Genomic DNA, 13829 nt, shown 5'->3' with positions numbered 1-13829 from the left:
TCTCATTCGAATTATGGGGGCATTTTGCCAAAACGTCAATTGCGTATGTTAACTTTTATGACATAACATAAAGGAAGCACTTCCATTTGTGCATAGCTAAAAACCGTTCCAATCCGTCTACCCAGCCCGATTGCCCGTGTGCATAATAATAGAAAGAGTTATTTTATGTCATATAAACTAACACAAAGGATGATGGCTATGCTGGATATTTTGTTTACAAAGTCAGCCGGTTTGCATTCCAACCAATTAAGAGACGTTGGAGTAAAAGACGGAAAAATAACGTATATCGCCGATTCTTCCGAAGCAGCGCCAGAAAGCATCGAGGTTTACGATCTGGCTGGAAAGCTGTTGCTGCCCGGACTGGTAGAGCCGCATATTCACCTCGACAAAGCACTTCTATTAGAAAGAATGGCCGAAGATGTAACCGAGCTTCGCCGCGCCATAGAGGTGACTTCTCGTTTGAAGCAATCTTTTACGGCGGAAGATATTTATGAAAGATCGATGCGAGTGATCCGGCAAGCCGTCAGCAAAGGAATTACCCATATGCGATGCCATGCCGAGATCGATCCGGTTATCGGATTAACTTCTATGGAAGCTATGGTTGCGCTGAGGCAGCAACTACAAGGGATTATCGACTTGCAGGTTGTCGCTTTCCCGCAAGACGGCTTATTCCATGACGAAAGAATGCTGTCGCTCATGCAGCAAGCCGCAGCGCTCGGGCCAGATGTCATTGGCGGGATCACGTATATGGATACGGATTTGAGTGATCATCTTGCGTATGTATTTGAAATGGCGGAGCAACGCGGCTTGCCTGTGGATTTGCACGTGGATTTCTCCGATAATCCTCAGCAGCTTGCCATCAAGCAAGTTATTGAGGCAACCAAACACTATGGAATGCAAGGGAAGGTAAGCGTCGGCCATTTGACTTCGCTTGGCGCTGCCGACCGCGAGGATGCTAAGCGGATTGCCGCGGATATTGCCGAAGCAGGCATTCATGTTATCAGCTTGCCTCTTACGGATCTGTACTTGAACGGCAGAGGGGAATTTAAGGGAGACTATCGCGGCCTTACGCCAATCTCCACGCTCCTTGAGCATGGCGTTAACGTGACTTACGGAAGCAACAATGTACAAAATGCTTTTACGCCGTTTGGAACGACCGACCCGCTCGACGTTGGCCTGCTGCTTGCCCAAACTTCCCATCTCGGCAGCGCAAAAGATGCCATGCAGCTCTTGCGGATGGCTACGTTAGGCGCAGCCGACGCTCTCGGCTTGACCGAATACGGGCTCCGCATTGGAGCCGATGCGGATCTCATCGTCTGCGCCGCCAAAGACGCTCGTTCCCTCTTGTACGAGCGCCCGGAACGGGAGCGCGTCTACAAACGCGGACGCCTCGTCTCGCAAACGGAAGTGAAGCAGCATAATTGGTTAAGCATGGAGACGGTAGGGTAACCGGGGCAGCGGCTTGGCGCACTCTCCCGCCGACGTACGTTTTGGCGCTCTAGCCTGCCACTTCGGACACTTTAAGGTCCCTTAGGGCCTGCGAGGTTCTTATTCCAAACGGCGCAGTTAATCCGCCGAAAATTAACAAGCCCTTAAGGTCCCGCGGGACCTTAAGGGCTTCATCGATCCTATCTAGTTATTTCGCATAGTTAAACATGGACTGAACGGTAACTTTACCCGGTGTAGCCGGCGCGAATTGCACATTGTCAGCGGCTCTTTGCTGGAATTGCACCGTAACCGGACGTCCTGGAATCAGGTCGAAGAAGTTATCGGTGAAGATTCCTTCCTCTTCCGCTTGAACCCATACGCGCTTAGCCAACCGAGCGGCTGTCAGAACAAACGCCGTTCCTTCGCTGCCGGCTGCTTCTTCAATCGCAATCTCCGGATCGGCCAATTCAAGTTCTCTCGTATAGACATAATAATGCTCTGCACGCGCCAGCTCCGAACCGTGTTGAATAAGACGTCCCAGCAGCACAGTCCGAGTCGGAACATAATCGCCAAGCTGATCTGCCGACAGCGACAACACCAGCTTAGCGGAACGAGCGCCAATGGCAATCGTCTCGGAACCGGACTGCAGTAGCTTGCCGTCCAGCTCATGCAAGCTCCACTCCAACACGGCATCGACGGACTGGCCAAGGTCGGACACGACATGGAAGTTCGTCGCATCCCCCTGCTGATCCACGGACAGCAGCACATCCTCAAAGCTATTCTTAATTAAATATTGCGCAGCCTTCCAGCGTCCGAAGTAATCCATGCTTGCCCATGACGCAACCGGCCAGCAGTCGTTAATCTGCCAATAAAGCGAACCCATGCAATAGTCCATGCTCCGGCGATGGGCTTCAATCGCCTGCTTCATGGCTTCCGCCTGCAGCACCTGGCTAATATAAAGGAACGAAGGGAAATCTTTCGGATCTTTCATATACCGGTCCGCATAATCCTTAATCAGGAAGTTGCCTCTGCCATTCTTCTGGTGATGCAACATCACTTCCGAGTCAAGCGCCATATCCTTCTCTTCCGCATAAGCGCGGACGGTCTTATATTCGGGGAAGGACTGGAACCCGTATTCACTCATAAAACGCCCGATATTATGGTTATATTGTTCAAACGGCTCCTGCGCATGCCATACCGCCCAATAATGGATATCGCCGTGCGAAGAATTGTTCGTCGCATGCTGCTGGCTGTTTTCGGTCACGCCTTGCATTGGGGAAGAAGGCCAATAATCGATATCCGGCGCCATAGCGGCAACAACCTCCGGCAGCACCTGATGGAAGACCGCTTCGTAGTCCGCCCAAATCTGCTTGCGTTGCTCGCTTGTATATAACTTTTTCCAACCCCAGCCACCGTCTTCCACATATTGCGACCACGCCGTATCGATCTCGTTGTTGCCGCACCAAAGCGCGATGCTCGGATGATTCCGCAAACGGCGTACGTTATCTTCCGCTTCCGCCCGAACGCTGCTGAGGAACGCGTCGTCACCAGGGTACATACTGCAGGCAAACATAAAGTCCTGCCATACGAGTAAGCCGTTCTCGTCGCATAACCGGTAGAAAATATCCTGCTCGTATAGCCCTCCGCCCCAAACGCGAAGCATATTAAAGTTAGAAGCAATCGCGCTCGCAATCTCATGGCGGTACCGCTCATCCGTTACTTCCGTGAAGAAGCTGTCATTTGGAATATGGTTAGCGCCTTTCGCAAATACCGGAATACCGTTCACTTCAAAATAAAAAGAAGAACCAAGCTCGTCCGGTTTGCGGATGAGTTTAATTGAGCGAAGTCCTGTTGTAACCGAAGCTTCCGCCAGCACCTCTTGTTCTACCGACAGCTCTGCTGTAAACGCATACAAATTAGGTTCGCCGAGACCGCGCGACCACCATAACTTAGGCTGTTCGATGACAACCGGCAAGTTCACCGTCTGAACGCCTTCTTCAAGAACAATTGGACGAGCCCACTCTTGGCCGTCTGCCCGCAACGTAAGTTCAGCTTCGCCGCTCGTCTCGGACTCAATCTCGAATATGGCGGTTATGGCTGCTTTCGCCGCAGTCACCTCATCTTGCTGCAGGTACATATCTCGGATGATCGAGCCGCTCCAGCCTCTCAAATACACCGGCTTGCTAATACCGCTTGTTACAAACCGCGGACCCCAGTCCCAGCCGTAATGATACGGCGCTTTGCGCGAGAATACGCTTAACTTCTTATCCTCAAGCCCACCGGTAACGGAATCATCATTGGGAGCCGGAAGTACGGGACCGTAAGCCTCCAATTTGGCTAATCCTTCTTCAATCGGAGAACGGAAGCGGATATACAAACGATTGCCCTTCTCGAGCACATAAGGCTTCACGTCAACGGTCCAGGCTCGGAACATATTATTAACGGACAATATCGCCACATCATTCAAGTAGACATCCGCATACGTATCCAAGCCTTCAAACACCAGTTCCACCTTGGAATGGGCCATTAGCTCAGCCGGGGCATCAAATACCGATTCATACTCCCATACTTTCTTATCGATCCATTGCAGATCCTTCTCGTTTGTTCCGACAAAAGGGTCGGGAATAAGGCCGTTCTTGTACAGATCCGTATGCACGCAACCCGGCACAAAAGCCGGATTCCATTGCTGCTCTTCGCTAGCTTTGAACGTCCAATCCGAAATGTGCCATTTCAACTCGCTCATTCGAAATCCTCCTAAAATGAATTACCACCTACAAAAGGCTGGCTAATGCGCAGCCGGTTTGTGGTGATTCATGCTTCGAAAGCATAAACCATATGAATTACCACCTACAAAGGGCTATAAAAGTATATAATTCCTGTCTTCAATTGCTAACTGTAGTATCCGAATGTAGTATAACGGACGACCGAATGAATTGTATACCGCACTAATTTATACTTTTTTCAGGTTTATTTTATAGAAAATTTGAAAGGGCAGGCTACAATGGAGAAGAAATGAGGTGCTGCTTAAATGTCCATCCGAAAAAAACTGATTTTATCCTACGCCGCAATGGTTGCCGTGCCGGTTATTTTGTTTGGCCTAGCCATTGTGCTGATCGGAAATGTATTTATAAAAGACGTGGCGCCCGGCGAACAATCGGGGCATGCCTTCCCGCTCTCGTCGATTCGTGAATTGTTTATGGGACGGAGCGAGCTGTCGTCGGGACTGAAGTTCATAGCGGAGCATGATCCAAAGCTGCTCGCCGATTCGGCATTCCTCGCGAGTACGGAAACCGAGCTTCAGGAAGTTAAGGCGGGAATGATCATCATAGCAAGCGATGAAGTCTGGTATGCTTCTCCGGGTCTGTCCGTGGACGCCATTATGGCTGAAGTAAATGAAGGGCATCATGCAGCGCGTCATCCCGGTCCGCCCACCGGCGATCAATGGGAAGCCATCCCCTATTCGAGCCCGGACGGCAGCTCCGGCAAGCTCGTCATCGTCACCGATATGAAGCCGGTGGCCGGCTTCTTCAAACGGCTGTTCCCGCTCGTACTGCTTACTCTGCTGGGAGCGCTCATTCTTACGAATGGCATACTCACCTTTCTCGTTTCCCGCAGCATCATTAAGCCGCTATATGCATTAAAAAATGCAGCCGGCCATATTCGGGAAGGTGATCTAGGCCATCCTGTAGAGCTGCGGAGGCAAGATGAGATCGGACAGCTTGGGGCGGCTTTCGAGGAGATGCGACTGCGGCTGCGCGGCTCGCTCTCCGCCCAGCTGGAGCTGGAGCAAGGCCGCAAGGAACTGCTCGCCAACATCTCCCACGATCTGAAGACGCCTATTACCGCCATTCAAGGCTGCACGGAATGCTTGCGGGACGGCATTGCCGATACGGAAGAGAAACGGCAGAAATACGTGCAAATGATTGCCGGCAAAACAGCCGAAATGAACCGGATGATCGAGGAGCTTCAGCTATATTCCACGCTGGACAGCGGCCAATTGCCTTTTCATTGGGAAACCATAGATTTAACCGCGTATATGATTGAGCTCGTTAATGAATTGCAGCTGAATCCCCGCTTCAGCTCGGTCGATGTTGCGTTTAACAACGGCCAAGAGAACGAACCAGCCCTCATTCGGGCTGACCGCCAAAAGCTGCACAGGGCTCTCATGAATCTGGCGGACAACAGTCTTCAACATATGAAGAAGGCGCCTATGAAGCTGCATTTTCTACTCGATGCCAAGCAGGATGGCAGCTATCTTCTGCAAGTCGTCGACAACGGCGAAGGCATCCGGCAAGATGCTCTGCCGCGCATATTCGACCGGTTCTTCCGGGCAGAATCGTCGCGGAGTCCCGGCAAAGGCAACAGCGGACTTGGCCTCGCCATTGTGAAGCAAATCATGGAAGCGCATGGCGGTACCGCCTCGGCGCATAGCACGCCCGGTCAAGGAACAACGATTCGGCTCTTGTTCCCGGCAGCGGAAAGACAAGCCAATCTAGAGAATGGAGGATCGATCCGATCATGAAACGGCTATTGATCATCGAAGATGACCCCGTTATCGCGGAGGTACAAAAAGATTATTTGCTGGCCCACGGCTTTGAGGTAAACGTGGCCGAGCGGGGTGACGAGGGGCTGGAGATGGCCCTCCAAGGCGGGTACAATCTGATCTTGCTGGATTTGATGCTGCCGTCGATGGACGGTTACGAAGTATGCAGAAGGATCCGCGAGGCAAGCAACGTCCCCATCTTAATTGTGTCGGCCAAGAAAGAAGAGATCGATAAGATTCGGGGATTTGGATTAGGCGCGGATGATTACATCCTGAAGCCGTTTGGACTTGGCGAGCTGGTCGCACGGGTGAAGGCCCATCTGTCGCGGTATGAACGGCTTATCGGGCAAGGACAAAGCGAGCATCGCAAGGACGAGCTACGGCTGAACGGCATCCGCATCGAGAAGCAATCGCGCCGGGTGTTCGTGAATGAACGCGAGGTTCCTTTTACCGCCAAGGAATATGATCTGCTGCTCTTCCTGGTGACGAATCCGAACCGCGTATTCCGCAAAGAGGATCTGTTCGAGCGGATTTGGGGCATGGACGCGATCGGCAGCGATCATGCGACAGTGACCGTCCATATTAGCAAGCTGCGGGACAAAATCGAACGCGATCCGTCGAAGCCCCAACATGTCGAGACGGTTTGGGGTGTCGGATACCGGTTCAATATTTGAATGAGGAGGCTGGCGCTTGAAAAAAATCACCTTGCAGCAGCGGCGGATATTATTACTGCTTCATATTTTGTTTGCGGCCATTATGTTTGGCGTGCAAGTCGTATTTATCATACTTGCCCTAACCGCATCCGTTACGGATGATCCCGACGTGCTGCATGCCTGCTACTCCATTATGCATCTGCTAGCCGACTCAAGCGTACGCGCCTCGACCATTGGCACAACGGTAACCGGCATCGCGCTGTCGATGCTGACCTCCTGGGGACTATTCCGCTATTATTGGGTGATTGCCAAGGAAGCACTGACGTTTGTTGCGATCTTGATCGGCTTCATCGGGCTTCACGAGTGGACGCTGCGAGGGATCTCCGATCACGGCAGCCTCACCGTCCACCATACCTGGCTGATGGTTGGCATAACCTTGCAAACCTTGTCCATTATCATCATGTATATGTTATCCGTCTGGAAGCCCGGCGGCAAACGCAAAACCCCGGCCTAATCAGGTTCGGGGTTTTGTCCATTTATCCGATATTTTTGAAATAGATCATCGTCGCGTCCAAGCTGCCGCCCACTGATCTGGCGAAGTTAGGAATCCGGCCGGCTAGCTCGTAACCAAGCGAGGCGTACAGCAGGTTCGATGGATCTCCTTCTCTCGTGTCCAGCACAAGCAGCGAACGATTACCCTGCACGGCATCCGCCTCGGCTGCCAACATCAGACGCCGGGCAATCCCTCTTTGCCGGAATGCCGGATGCGTCATAAGCTTGGCAATCTCCGCGCGGTGGAGGCCGTTTGCCTTGCCGCATAGCTGCAACTGCACAGTAGCCGCAATCCGGCCATCCACCTTGGCGACATACAACCTCACGCTTGGATCCGGCACGCTCTTCCAGTAAGCCGTTGCCTCCTCCACGCTTAACGGCGGCAGAAACCCGATAGATGCCCCATCTTCCACCACCTGGATTAGCAGCTCCGCCATTTCTTCCAAAGAGGCTTCTAATGCCGTTAATTGTTCGATCACAAGAGATTCAGTCATTTGATTCCCTCCAGTCCAAGTCATTCCCTATGCTTCATAGCCCTATCTTAATCGCCTTCATATTATTTGTATAACGAATAATATAGGTTATAATAATCGATATTTCGAATGATGAAAGGATAGCCTCATGGATTCCTCCCAGCTTGAAGCGTTTATCGCAATCGCACGTCTGCTTAACTTTACGAAAGCGGCCGAACATCTTCATATTTCCCAATCCGCGGTTACCGCCCGTATCAAAGCGCTGGAAACGGCCGTTGGCAAAACATTGTTCGAACGGGATAACCGGAACGTCAGCCTGACCAAGGCCGGCGTTGCCTTTTACCCTTATGCGGAGCGCATGCTGCGGCTGTTTGAAGAAAGCAAATTAACTCTCTCGGACACGTTCGAGCACTCGCTTGTGCTAAGCGGGCCCGGATCGGTCTGGCATTATCGTTATTTGCCGGGCATCCTGCGTTTCAAGCGGGAGCACCCGAATGTGGCCGTCAAGTTCCTGAGCAACATTGACCCGGACTATATGATTCGCGACCTGCTGCTCGACGGCATCGTGCATCTCTCCATCAAGTTTGATCCACCGGATCATCCGAAGGTAACCAAGCAACTTCTCTTCGAGGACGAGATTGTGCTCCTAGCCAAAGAACCCCGAGACCGCCCCGTGCAAAAGGAGGATTTTCGCTCAGCCGAGTATTGCCATATTACATGGGGAGCCCCTTTCCCCGGATGGTTCGCGGAACTTGTTGGCCCGGCTTTTGTCCCCGCTCTGGAAACGGACCATTCCACGATTATGCTGACGATACTGCTGCAAGGGGCCGGATTCGGTTTTCTTCCCCGCTCCGTGGCACAGCCTTACCTCGATTCACAAACCTTGTTTGAACTGCCTTGCGCGTTTGACATTCCGTCGATCCGGGCTTATGCCGCCTACTTAACGGATCTGAGGGACCACGACAGCGTTAAGCTTGGACTTAAACTACTGCAAACAGGTGACTCCTGAGAATGCCAGAAGTCACCTGTTTTGCATTATTCGATTATTTTTTTCGCCACCAAAATCATATCCAGAATATCAATGACGCCGTCTTTGTTTACGTCGGCTCTTGCTACTTGCTGCCAGTCCGCAGCTGCGGACGTTTTGCCGTATTGGGCTGAAATAATAGCTAAGTCCCCAATGCTTACTTTTCCATCCCCGTTAATGTCATTGGCATCAGCTGCCGGTTTAGCCTGGATCGTTACCGCATGGCTTGAGACAGACGCGGCCGTTTCTTTGCCGTCTCCGTCCGATACGAGAGCGGACTTCACTGCAATATGGCCCGTACTGGTTTGCGTTACGTCACTAGCTTTAAAGGTCACTTCAATCACGTCCTCGGCACCCTTCATGCTATGGTCCGGCCCTTCGCTCGCGAGCAAGAAACGAATCTCCCCAGGCTTGCTCTCATCCGTTTCGAGCAGCTCCACGCCATCTGCGAGCGATTTCGCAGAATCGAATTCCATGAGTGCCGGATCGTAGCTGAGCGTAATGTCTTGGGCATAGACGTTGTTCTCGCCTGTGTTCAAGCCAACCCGCACGGCAAAAGAAGAGCCCGCTGTGACGGATGAACTGCCGCTTAAGCTTGTTTGCGGACCATCCGTAATCGGCGGATCCACCTCGCCGCCGTCTTCTTGCGAGGCCAACTTCAAGTTAGGCATCGTTTCCTTGCCCGCTTCGTCAGCAGCCATGGCTTGCGTCAATTGCGCGGACGCAGCACTTGCCCCAGGGGCAAGGTTCATTCGGATAATTGGCTTATTCGCCGCAATCGTCTCGTCGGATTTGAGGATTAGTCTAGCTTTTCCGTCTTCCGTTTCTTGACGGATGATTTTCACCCCGTCTTGGGCAGGGATTACGGAAGAGAAATCCAGTCCGTTTGTGTCAATCGTTACGTCCAGCGCTTTAACGTCCGCATCATCCACCGTTAACTCGTAGGCGGTTGGTTGCTGCGATGCCGGATCGGTCAGCTTCACCAATGTCAGATTACCCGCTGAAGCATCGTTTTGCTCGGTCTGCGGGACAAACATGCCGTTAATCGTCTTGGAATCGCCTATTGGCTCGTTTACGTTCAGTGCCGTCAACACGGTAGCGGCAATATCCTTCGTCGTTCCGCCTTGCAAAATCTTTTCTTTCCCTGTATCTTTCGCAACGGTACGGCCATTTGCGGCAATAAACGTCGTTTTGGCCAGCGGCGAATCTTGACCGTGCGAGGTGGAGCTGCCGAGCGTGCCGTTGGCGTTTTCCGTGCCGCCCCCGTGATCGGTAGCCATCAGGATTAGCGTGTCCTCAAGCAATCCGCGATCTTCAAGCGCCCCATAAATGTCTCCTACCAAATGATCCATGCTATTGAGCTGCTCAAAGTACTTTTTCGTGTAAAAACCGTAAGTATGGCCGGCATGGTCTAAATCATCCAATTGGAAAAAGATCAGGGATGAGTCGTCCGCTTTGCCCTCCGCCACATATTGCTTGAATGCCGCTACATCCTCTTCATCGCTTACCGAATGGCCTTCTACGCCAACGGATGGTTCAATATGGCCCGTAATAATATTGCTCCAGGTTGTAAATGCGGCAAGCTTAGCGGTTGGGATTGCCGCCCGCAGCTTTTTGAACATGGATGGATACTGCGATGTTTCGCTGTACGAATAGATACCGCTAATATCGTTGTCGATTAAATGCTTGGAATAATCGACTCCGCTGATCATGGCCCCCCAGTTCGGCGAAGAGCTCGATGGAAGGGTCGATTGCGCGGAATACGATGCAGCTCCGCCTTCGATAATTTTGCGAATGGACGGGATATTTAATAAACTGCCGACTTTGCCTTTCTGCGAGCTGCTTGTTTCCCAGTATGGAGCGTCTGGCGTAACGGAAACGCCCGCTCCGTCCATGCCAATGACCACAACGCGCTTATATGGCATAAACGCCGCATGATCCGCAATGGCTGTAAGCTCGCTTTCCGATAAGCCTTCTCCTAGCGCAACGTCTCCTACTGTAATATGGCCGTCTTTATTCAAATCTTCATCGCTTTTTGCGTTGATGGCTACGCTTTTAGGCAGGGCCGTCAAGGACTCATTGTCGTACTTCGCCCCGCCGGTATAGAACTCCGCTTTTGTTACGCTAAGGTTGCCGCTGCCGCCTTGCGCTTTGGCTTTAAACGTCAGCTTGGAGACGGCCGACTTTGCAAATTCAAGCGGATTCGCAACATTGTAGACTCCACTGCCAGGCAGAGTCAGCTTCAATACGCCCGGTACAGAGCTGTCCACGGAAGTCGCTTTGGTTGCCGAGACAAAATCAAACTTATCCGCATCATAAGCAATCTCTGCTTTGATCGTATCGATTGGACCCGTCATGTCCGGCGTCCGGAGATCCAGATTTTCCGTGAATTCAGAGCCTTGTACGGTTGCCGACGCGCCTACGAACGAAAGCGTCCCTTTAAAGGTCGTGTCCACTTCAACGGGAGGAGCTTCCTTATAAATTTCGGCTACTTCTTCAGGCGTAACAGCCCGGTTAATAAACATAACTTCATCTAGCTGAGCGTCCAAAGGTATACCGTAATTCCCCGTACCGTCATTGCCTATGTTGGTTGGCAGTCCGGAATCCAGCGTACCAGTGCGGGTTCCGATGCTCATAGCGCTTGTAATGCCGTTATAGTAATCGCCATATGCCTTGGACACCGCAACGGGCTCGCCATTTTTATAAAAATCGACTCTTCCACTCGCACGGTCATGAGAAATGACGATATGCTGCCAAGCGCCGTTCACGACTCCCGGAATATCCGCATCAACGCGGGATCCGCCTTGCGTATTATAGTTCCATTTCAGTGTTGTTCCTTTGAGCGCCAGAACGTAGCCGGCATTACTGCCGCTGGCCCAATTTTTATTAGAGATGAGAGCAGGGTCGCCCGTAACGCTTGATGCTTTGACCCAGAAAGAAATACTGAAGTTCTGAGAAGTTCCGAGCTGTACCTGGTTTCCTAAACTCAAATATTGCTTATTCGAGCTGGTGGAACTAATGGATATTGCTTGTCCAACTCTGCCTTTTACAAATGAAGGGTTGCCGACTGTGGTCACATTCAGCAGTTTCGGAGAGCTATCTTGCGTGTTGTTCTCCAAATGCAGCTGCAGCTGCTTATCGGAATCAATTACAGCCGCATAGGCATGATGATTATAAAGCCCGGAAGCAGGAAAGAGCAGTGATGCGGCCAATACAGTTGAAAGCACTTTTTTGGTTGCGGATTTCATTTACGGTTATCCTCCCTAAAATAATGGTTTAATGCATGGCAGAGCAAAACGATCGCATTCTCTTCCCTGTTCACCTCCAATTAAAAGTGTATTAAGTTGTATTGCATTGTTTTTAATCTAGTTTTAATTATAAATATGGGTTGTTTTCCTTGTGTAATTGCCACATTAAGGTTATTTGAAGCTATTACCCTCCAAGGCAGCTACAGTTTAAATAGAAGAAAGAAGTACATTTTCTTAAGGTCGACCGATTTAACAAAACAACCAAAAGCAAATAAATACAAATAAATACAAATTATTCACTTTGATTTAATAGTTAGTTAAACAACCAGGCTTATAGTGTGATGGAGATAATCTACTTAAGGATGGTGTATGGAAATGAAGGCTAGAAAGTTATTTCTTTATTTCGTGTTTTGTCTTTGTTTGGTTTATCCGATGGCAAGCTCGGCGGCGGACGCTGCAGCAACACAAACAAAACTTGTTTTATCGGCTAAACCAAACGGAGCGGCCGCAGGCGAAGAGATTCAAATTCGAGTAACCGCCAGCTCATTGAACGATGCCTATGGCTTTGAGTTAAAGCTGGCCTATGATACCGGGAAACTCCGTTTTGTGAAAGCTGATTCGAGCTGGTCCGGGATGTCGGTAACCCCCCAAGACAAAGATGGAGTCATTACTTTTGCGCACTCGCTTGTTGGTTCGGTAAATAAAGCGATCGACGGAACCTCCGTCCTTGCTACGTTTACCTTTAAGGGCATTAAAGAAGGTGCCTCCTCCATCAGCCTTCAATCTGCAAGGGTTATTAATAGCGCCGTGCAAGCAGAATCCGTTTCGGCCACAGCTCCGTTAAAGGTCGTTATCGCCTCCGGATCGAGTCATTTTACGGATATGACAGGACATTGGGCGGAAAAAGCCGCGGCAAGAGCCGCGGCACTGGGGATCGTGACGGGATATTCCGACGGCCGGTTTCATCCCAACGAGAACGTAACACGCGCACAATTCGCGGCCATGATCATTCGAATGATTGAACCGGTTGTCACGGAGAGCCCTGCCGGAACAGCCTCTTTTGCAGATGCCAAAGATATTCCGGCTTGGGCGGCAGCTGCGGTTGGACAAGCTTCCGCGAAGGGTATCGTAAATGGATACAAAGATGGCAGCTTCCGTCCGGCCAGCTTTGTCAGTCGAGCGGAAATTGCCGCAATGGTTATAAGAGCAAGCGGGGAGTCATGGGATGATTCAGCGGTGCCCGCGTTTGCCGATGCGAACCGGATACCGGAATGGGCTAAGCCTGCGGTGGCCAAAGCCTATGAGCTTGGGCTTATGCAAGGCAGAGGAGACAACCGGTTTGAACCTGATGCTTTCGCAACAAGAGCAGAAGCTGTCACTTTGCTGCTGAACTATTACGATCAGAACTAAACTAGACAAAGAAAGAGGGTGCTGCGCGAAGCAGCACCCTCTTTCTTGCTATTTTATAATTGAAACGACAACGTGCTTCTTAGAAGCGGCCAATGGCTACAAATACAGCAATCGCGAGCATCACAATGTTCATGCCGATGCTTCCGTACTCCGAACGTCTAGCATGGAATACCGCCGCGAACAACATGATGACAGCAAGACCAATAGCCGCAATTGGAGTCAGAACAGAAGCGATGTCGAGTGCCCATGGCAGTATCAAGCCCAATCCGCCAAGCAGCTCCGACAAACCAACGAAGACTACAAACCCGGTAGAAGCATCCTTCGCCCACGGCATCTTAGTTTTTACTGTACCCGGTTGGAAGGTTTTCATAACGCCTGCCGGGATAAACATTAACGCCAGCAAAGCTTGCGCAATCCATAATACAATATTCATTTTTAAATAACCTCCTTGATTCTCTCTTGTTTATAGCGCTATAATAATGCCCAAGGGTTAGA

At 51.0% G+C, this 13829-nt stretch carries 10 protein-coding genes; 6 read left to right on the top strand and 4 right to left on the bottom strand.

Features of this window, described 5'->3' with window-relative positions:
• Positions 1-165: 165 nt before the first annotated feature.
• Positions 166-1449 carry an amidohydrolase family protein gene (locus tag QQK89_RS07725; RefSeq protein ID WP_284237946.1) on the top strand — a complete coding sequence of 428 codons (1284 nt, stop codon included), beginning with the start codon at positions 166-168 and terminating at the stop codon, positions 1447-1449.
• A 187-nt stretch (positions 1450-1636) separates the two neighbouring features.
• Here QQK89_RS07725 and QQK89_RS07720 read toward each other — a convergent pair whose 3' ends face one another.
• Entirely contained in the window at positions 1637-4171 is a 2535-nt protein-coding gene (locus tag QQK89_RS07720; RefSeq protein WP_284237945.1) for a beta-mannosidase, read from the bottom strand.
• Between the two features lie 285 nt (positions 4172-4456).
• On the opposite strand from QQK89_RS07720, the gene QQK89_RS07715 reads away from it, so the two are divergent.
• Genes QQK89_RS07715 through QQK89_RS07705 form a run of 3 tightly spaced genes read left to right on the top strand, consistent with a single transcriptional unit; the run spans position 4457 to position 7138 of the window.
• On the top strand, positions 4457-5950 hold the full coding sequence (locus QQK89_RS07715; RefSeq protein WP_284237944.1) for a sensor histidine kinase: 1494 nt from the start codon (positions 4457-4459) through the stop codon (positions 5948-5950).
• A complete protein-coding gene (locus tag QQK89_RS07710; RefSeq protein WP_284237943.1) occupies positions 5947-6645 on the top strand; it encodes a response regulator transcription factor in 699 nt (232 codons plus the stop codon). The genes QQK89_RS07715 and QQK89_RS07710 overlap by 4 nt, the downstream gene beginning before the upstream one ends.
• Before the next feature lie 16 nt (positions 6646-6661).
• Positions 6662-7138: a hypothetical protein gene (locus QQK89_RS07705; protein ID WP_284237942.1), complete on the top strand. Its 477-nt coding sequence runs from the start codon at positions 6662-6664 to the stop codon at positions 7136-7138.
• A gap of 22 nt (positions 7139-7160) precedes the next feature.
• On the opposite strand, the gene QQK89_RS07700 is transcribed toward QQK89_RS07705, so the two are convergent.
• Positions 7161-7670, bottom strand: coding sequence for a GNAT family N-acetyltransferase (locus QQK89_RS07700; protein WP_284237941.1), 510 nt, complete (start codon positions 7668-7670; stop codon positions 7161-7163).
• A 127-nt stretch (positions 7671-7797) separates the two neighbouring features.
• Here QQK89_RS07700 and QQK89_RS07695 point away from each other — a divergent pair, with 127 nt between their 5' ends.
• The gene (locus QQK89_RS07695) at positions 7798-8658 is read left to right on the top strand and encodes a LysR family transcriptional regulator (protein ID WP_284237940.1); all 861 of its coding nucleotides are present in this window, start codon (positions 7798-7800) and stop codon (positions 8656-8658) included.
• 26 nt (positions 8659-8684) lie between these two features.
• Here the strand turns inward: QQK89_RS07695 and QQK89_RS07690 are convergent, their stop codons facing one another.
• The gene (locus QQK89_RS07690; protein ID WP_284237939.1) at positions 8685-11924 is read right to left on the bottom strand and encodes a LamG-like jellyroll fold domain-containing protein; all 3240 of its coding nucleotides are present in this window, start codon (positions 11922-11924) and stop codon (positions 8685-8687) included.
• A gap of 375 nt (positions 11925-12299) precedes the next feature.
• Between QQK89_RS07690 and QQK89_RS07685 the strand changes: the two genes are divergently transcribed.
• Positions 12300-13334: an S-layer homology domain-containing protein gene (locus tag QQK89_RS07685; RefSeq protein WP_284237938.1), complete on the top strand. Its 1035-nt coding sequence runs from the start codon at positions 12300-12302 to the stop codon at positions 13332-13334.
• A gap of 79 nt (positions 13335-13413) precedes the next feature.
• Here the strand turns inward: QQK89_RS07685 and QQK89_RS07680 are convergent, their stop codons facing one another.
• On the bottom strand, positions 13414-13767 hold the full coding sequence (locus QQK89_RS07680; protein ID WP_284237937.1) for a DoxX family protein: 354 nt from the start codon (positions 13765-13767) through the stop codon (positions 13414-13416).
• Between the last annotated feature and the right edge of the window lie 62 nt (positions 13768-13829).

This window comes from Paenibacillus glycanilyticus (assembly GCF_030161375.1).
Lineage (GTDB): Bacteria > Bacillota > Bacilli > Paenibacillales > Paenibacillaceae > Pristimantibacillus > Pristimantibacillus glycanilyticus_B.
Note: the sequence above shows the minus strand (reverse complement) of the source record. Positions and strands in the feature narration are given on the sequence as shown.